Source organism: Ruminococcus champanellensis 18P13 = JCM 17042, assembly GCF_000210095.1.
GTDB classification, from domain to species: Bacteria; Bacillota; Clostridia; order Oscillospirales; family Ruminococcaceae; genus Ruminococcus_F; species Ruminococcus_F champanellensis.
The window spans coordinates 171,645-177,606 of sequence record NC_021039.1 but is presented as its reverse complement, the minus strand read 5'-3'; the positions used below and the strand labels follow the sequence as shown (position 1 = coordinate 177,606).

Sequence of the window (5,962 nt, the reverse complement as noted above, 5' to 3'; positions counted from 1 at the left end):
CACCGCACAAAGCTAGGCATGCAGATGCATCACCAAACCGTCAGAGAGACATTGTGCGGTGTTGTCTTAATCGTGTTTTTATCTCATTATACCATAGATTACGAGAAAAAGCAAATAATTTTTGCAGTATTCAATCAGCTAAGTTCAGAAAGAGAGCGCATAACAATGTCGATATCTTTATTTTCAAGTTCTTGAATAATATGTAGATATGTCTTTTGCGTAGTAGTCATGCTTGCGTGGCCAAGCCGCCGAGCAACGCTGGCAATGGATACGCCTGCAAACAGTAAAAGAGAAGCGTGTGTATGCCGCAAGCCATGAACCGAGATGACAGGTACTCCTGCTGCCTTACAGTGCCTCTCCAGAATATCATTGATCGTGGCATTATACACCTTCTGACTCTCCTTAACAAAGATAGGCTTATCTTCCGGAAGCCCCTTCACTAAGCCGGAGAATTGAATGACGGTCTGCCAATCCATCTGAATCTTGCGTACTGAAGAACGATTCTTAGTGGGAAGGAAGCCTGTACCATGCTTATAATCCCAGGTTTTGTTGATAGAAAGCGTCTGGTGCGGAAAGTCAAAGTCTTTCGGAGTAAGTGCCAACGCCTCGGAAAAGCGCATCCCCGTCTTAGCTACCAACAAAATAAACCAGTCCCAACTAATCTGAGGAGTCAGCTTCAGATGATTGAGCATAGTGTGCAGTTCAAACTGGTTGAGGTATTTCGGCTTTTTCGCCCTGGGAGTTTTGCCCTTGATGATTGCTTTTCTGGTGGGATCACGAGCGATCAATCCTTCGTCAACAGCATCAAGGATCGCACACTTAATCTGATGGTGAAAGTCCATTGTGGTCTGACGCTCGTGCGTTTCTGCATAGTCGTTGATAAGCTGCTGGTAGGTAATACGTGTAATATCGCCCAGCTTCAGATTCGGACTCAGTTTCTTCAGCCATTCCAGTGTTACCAGATACTTATTCAAAGTAACCGGACGAATAGCGCCTTCTTTGTAGACCTTGATCCACTGAGCATAGTATTCGTGGAAAAGGCTCTCTTTGGTAAATGTCTGCAGCATAATAGTTTCCTCCTATTTTAACGGCATTTTGCCGATTTTTGACTTACGCTGATGAAGGGTAATAAGACGTTCGAGTCTTTCAAAGAATTCTCCAAGTTTCTTTTTTTCATTCATATTGGGTGCTGGAAATGACATTTCGGTTAATTGTGAAAAATGAACGCGCCGTTTCTCAATAAGTGATCCTATTGCCACATCATCAAATCGTTTTAAAGAGTTGGCTGTTTTCAAATATACGCACCAGAAGTTGCTACATTCTCCACGATCTATCGAAAATACGTCATAATACCCAGAAACACTGACCTTTTTGCCGCTATCATTAAATCCAATTGCACCGAATCTAAGGTTCATCGGGTTTGATACAAAGCATTGTTCAGGTACAATTTTGAATAAATCAGTCTCTTTTGTGATGAGGAAACTTCTTTCATACCGTTCAGTTTTCGGAGTAACTCCGTTCTCAATAGTAAGGCTGTATAATGGATAATTCTCAAAGTCAGATGTCAATTCTTGCACTGCCTGAATTATTGCCCCCAACTCACACTGTTCCCAAGTGTGCGTCAATGGATTTGCTAAATGGAAGTGCTTATACTTGGGAACAGCGTAAGTTCTCAGATGTTGTGGCAACTCGCCGTGGGCTAACATACAAACCCTCTGATATTCGGAAAAATGGGGTTCGTGTTCTGCGCTCATCAAATATAGCCGAGGATAGTTTTGTATTAAGCGATGAAGATGTTTTTGTTGTGCGTGAAGCTGTCAATATTGACTGTGTAAGAGCAAACGACATTCTCATTACCGCAGCCAATGGGTCGTCAAGACTTGTTGGAAAACACACGATTATCAGCGGAATCCCTGAAGAATCCGCTGTTCACGGTGGATTTATGCTTCTTGGCACAACGAAAGAACCGCACTTTGTAAACGCTTCGATGGGATCATCTTGGTACAGACGGTTTATTGAGTTGTTTGTGGCTGGCGGGAATGGTGCAATCGGTAATCTCAACAAAAACGATTTGGACAATCAAGATATAGCGATTCCATCAGAAAAAGAACAAAAGAAAATAGGTTCTTTCTTTCGCCAGCTTGACAACCTTATCACCCTTCATCAGCGTAAGTCTACATTATCTATTATAGCATAGCCCCCCACTTTTTTCAAGATGGAAAAGGCAAAAACATCGCTTGGTTCAACAAGTTTTCGCTGTTGAATTGGATACTATTCTTTCCTTATAATGTTTCCTGCATAGGGAGATATAGCTCTCGTTGCCGCCGAGCTGTACCTGTTCGCCCTCTGTGACCATTTCTCCGTTCAGGAGTCTTGCATTGAAGTGCGCTCTTTTGCCGCACCAACAAATGGTCTTGATCTGCTCTATATCGTCCGCAAGCTCCATAAGCCGCTGTGCGCCGGGGAAAAGATGACTCTGAAAGTCAGTCCGCAGACCGTAGCAGATAACTGTGATGCCATGAAAATCCACAAGATCACTGAGCTTGTCTATCATTTCAGGTGACAGGAACTGCACCTCGTCAACGATGATACAGTCATAATGCTCACCATTATAGCCAACAAGGAAGTTTTCAGCAAACTCGCAGGGTTCTTCAAGTCCGATACGAGATTGAATGATCTTCTCACCGTCTCTGTTCTCGCATTTCGGCTTCAGCAGAAGCACTTTTTTGTCTCTCTCATAGTAGTTATAACTGGTATGTTGACGGCGATAACAAAAACGGTGAAAGCAGTAAGGCTCACAAGGCTGCCTTCCATACGGATTACAGCTTTAACATTGCTGAGTATTTCGCTTTCTGTAACCGACTGCTGAAAAAGGAACCCATGACCGGAGAAAATGATGCCCCGTGTATGATCGTATTCTGTGCTTTTCAGCAGATCCCGGAAGTCATCCGACAGGCAGAAAAGTACGGATTTAAGAATTATATTCCACTGGTCTTCTGCAAAAACTACAGTCCACAGGTGTTGAAAGCCAACATAAGAATCGTGGGTGCTACCGAATATGCACTGGTGCTGTATCTGGGTAAGCTGCCGAAGTTCCGCAATACCGATGCAAACGGCAAGCGGCACATGATCTTCGATCACTTCGACTGGGTGCGTGATGGCAAAGACATTCCGAAGATACATCCTTCGCAGAAACCGATTTCCGTACTGAAACGTCTGATCGAGATTTTTACCGACGAGGGCGATGTGGTTATCGATCCCTGCGCCTGTTCCGGCTCTACGCTGCGTGCTGCACGGGAGCTTGGCAGACATAGCTACGGCTTTGAGGTCAGCAAGGATTTTTATACCAAAGCCTGTAAGCAGATGCTGGGAGGTACAGGATGACAAAACGAGAATGCGCAATCGTGACAGCATACACAGGATTCTCCATGCTGAAGGGCAATGACCTCGGTCATCTGTACCGCTATTTGTCGGGATTTATCGGCAGACCTGTGTATTCGCATGAGATTCCTGCCGTGGCGGAAGCGTACAGAGAACAGATAAAACAGGACTTTCTTGCCTTGTGCAGGAATGCGACCGATACGGAGGTGGATGCGGATGGATAAGAAACAGTTGACGCTCGGCAGCCTCTTTTCCGGGTCGGGCGGTTTTGAACTGGCAGGCATCTATGCCGGTATCAAGCCGGTCTGGCTTTCGGAAATCGAGCCGTATGCGGTTCTTGTTACGCACAATCGTCTGCCGGATGTAAAGCATTACGGCGATGTATCAAAGCTATCCGGTGCGGATCTGCCGCCGGTGGATATCATCACATTCGGATCACCTTGCCAAGATATGAGTATTGCCGGGAAACGCTCCGGCTTAGACGGCGAACGCTCCGGTCTGTTCCATCAGGCAATACGCATCATAAATGAAATGAGGGATTCAACAAATGGAAAATATCCGAGATATATCCTGTGGGAAAATGTTGAGGGCGCCCTCTCCTCCAACGATGGAGAGGACTTCCGAATCGTCCTGCAGGAGATCTGCAATATCAAAACCAATGCCGTATCTGTACCTCAACCTGACAAAAAGTGGCACAGGGGCGGTGTTATCATGGGTAACAATTACTCCATCGCCTGGAGACTTCTTGACGCACAATTTTTCGGCGTCGCTCAAAGACGCCGCCGTATGTTTCTTGTCGGCGATCTTGATGGAAGGCGTGCCGTAGCGATACTATCTGACGAGTCGCGCCTGTGCGGGGATTTTGCGCAGAGCTTCCGAGCGGGGCAAGGAACTGCCGAAGGTGCTGCGGAAGGCGCTGGAACGGCAGGCACAGGCAGATATTGTATCAACACGCAAGGGCAAAGCGGAGTCTCCGTAACGGTCGATCATGCAGGAACGCTGGTCGCACAGGATCACGGTAATCATCCGGCAGTGCTGGAGGCGGCAGGATTTTGTACGGAACATTCGGCGCAGGCAAGGGGTATCGGTTATGAGGAAGAAAAAGCACCGACGCTCCGCGCCGGAGTTGTTCCGGCGGCGCTCTTGTTTGAAAACCATTCTGCCGACACAAGATACAGAGGTCCGCTTGACATTTCCCCAACGCTCTCTGCTACGCTCGGAATGGGCGGGAATAATCAACCTTTCGTGGTTCATCCGCCCAAAGCCTACGGCATCTGTGCCAAACACAGCAATTCGATGCAGTCGGATAACCCGCACAGTGGATTCTACGAAGCAAATACTGCAAGGACGATTGACACATCCGATCAGAGTCCGGTGAAAAATCAGGGAGGAATGTGTGTTGTAGCCTTTGAGCCGGGTGCAGCTTCAAGAGTCGGCGGTCATATCTATCCTGATGGTAAAAGCGGAACGCTCCGCACCAATGCCGGTGACAATCAGCAGGCAGTGGTTGCTCCGGAAACCTTCGATGTCCGATTCACATCCAGCGGCACAAAAAATGCAAGAGGTCACTGCTACAAGACGGAAATATGCAGATGCCTTGATACCGGCGGTCAGGATCTCGAAAGCAATCACAGAGGAATTGCCGTTGTAAATGATACGACAGAAACTTATGCTCTGCAAGGCTCGATGATCGGTCGTTCAGAAAAGAACGGTCCGCAGGGCAGCGGAGTCAACAAAGATGTATGCTTTACGTTAAACACTGCGGACAGGCACTGCATCGCCGCACCGGAAGGCGACCATTACAGCACAAGCAAGAATTCCCATCACACTGTAGCTGCACATGAACAAGCCAATACGCTGGTCGCATCCGACTGGAAAGATCCGCCGCTTGTCAATGATAATCCGAACGATGAGCCGGTGTATATCGTGCGCCGACTAACACCGACCGAGTGCGCAAGATTACAGGGACTGCCGGACTGGTGGTGCAAAAATCTGGATAATCAGAATCCGACTGCCGAGGACATTGGTTTTTGGCGGGATGTCTGGAACGAGTGGAGCGACTTGAACGGTAAAAAGCGAAAATCGGAAAGTCAGATCCGCAAATGGCTGGCTGATCCGTATTCAGATAGTGCCGAGTACAAATTATACGGAAACGGTATCGCAGTCCCCTGCGGATACTTCGTGCTGTCCGGCATTGCCTGGGCGGCACAAGATTCAGAGTAATCCGATTCTGTACTATGCACAATATCAGGGGCGGCAACGCCCCGTACATTCTCCGATTTACAGTCTTGAAATGCAGGCGAAAATGATTTAATATGTCACTGCCGCCAGACAAGACGGAAAAACGAAAAGGAGCGTAAACATATGGAAATCAGATTCAATATTGAAAAGAGCCGGCGCAGGGCACTGGCACTGAAGATCGCAGAGCTGACAGGGGCGGAGATCACATACCTTGGTGTTCCGAGCTGCGGCTACCAGATCGACATCTTCACACTGAGCAAGGATGCAGTACTCAGCTTTAGTGACCGCAGCGATACGGAGATCGTGGAAACGGTACTGAACGGGCTTGCAGAGGCAGGCT

At 47.6% G+C, this 5,962-nt stretch carries 7 protein-coding genes and 1 pseudogene; 5 read left to right on the top strand and 3 right to left on the bottom strand.

Annotated features, from left to right (window positions below):
- Positions 1-134: 134 nt before the first annotated feature.
- Both RUM_RS00825 and RUM_RS12515 read right to left on the bottom strand, forming a co-directional pair.
- Positions 135-1,067, bottom strand: a complete 933-nt coding sequence (locus tag RUM_RS00825; RefSeq protein ID WP_015557332.1) for a site-specific integrase — start codon at positions 1,065-1,067, stop codon at positions 135-137.
- 12 nt (positions 1,068-1,079) lie between these two features.
- Positions 1,080-1,598: a restriction endonuclease subunit S domain-containing protein gene (locus RUM_RS12515; RefSeq protein WP_162094087.1), complete on the bottom strand. Its 519-nt coding sequence runs from the start codon at positions 1,596-1,598 to the stop codon at positions 1,080-1,082.
- 26 nt (positions 1,599-1,624) lie between these two features.
- Here RUM_RS12515 and RUM_RS12285 point away from each other — a divergent pair, with 26 nt between their 5' ends.
- Positions 1,625-2,197: a restriction endonuclease subunit S gene (locus RUM_RS12285; RefSeq protein ID WP_173585364.1), complete on the top strand. Its 573-nt coding sequence runs from the start codon at positions 1,625-1,627 to the stop codon at positions 2,195-2,197.
- Between the two features lie 45 nt (positions 2,198-2,242).
- On the opposite strand, the gene RUM_RS00810 is transcribed toward RUM_RS12285, so the two are convergent.
- Positions 2,243-2,722 (bottom strand): thymidine kinase, encoded by a 480-nt coding sequence (locus tag RUM_RS00810; RefSeq protein ID WP_081459930.1) that lies wholly within the window; start codon positions 2,720-2,722, stop codon positions 2,243-2,245.
- On the opposite strand from RUM_RS00810, the gene RUM_RS00805 reads away from it, so the two are divergent.
- The 4 genes and pseudogenes from RUM_RS00805 to RUM_RS12800 form a co-directional block, all read left to right on the top strand.
- Positions 2,701-3,384 (top strand): DNA methyltransferase, encoded by a 684-nt coding sequence (locus tag RUM_RS00805; RefSeq protein WP_049775482.1) that lies wholly within the window; start codon positions 2,701-2,703, stop codon positions 3,382-3,384. The two genes, RUM_RS00810 and RUM_RS00805, sit on opposite strands and share 22 nt — an antisense overlap.
- On the top strand, positions 3,381-3,605 hold the full coding sequence (locus RUM_RS00800) for a DUF7736 domain-containing protein (RefSeq protein WP_015557329.1): 225 nt from the start codon (positions 3,381-3,383) through the stop codon (positions 3,603-3,605). The genes RUM_RS00805 and RUM_RS00800 overlap by 4 nt, the downstream gene beginning before the upstream one ends.
- A complete protein-coding gene (locus tag RUM_RS00795; protein WP_015557328.1) occupies positions 3,598-5,604 on the top strand; it encodes a DNA cytosine methyltransferase in 2,007 nt (668 codons plus the stop codon). The genes RUM_RS00800 and RUM_RS00795 overlap by 8 nt, the downstream gene beginning before the upstream one ends.
- A gap of 141 nt (positions 5,605-5,745) precedes the next feature.
- A pseudogene (locus RUM_RS12800) lies at positions 5,746-5,962 on the top strand (virulence protein); the annotation flags it as partial.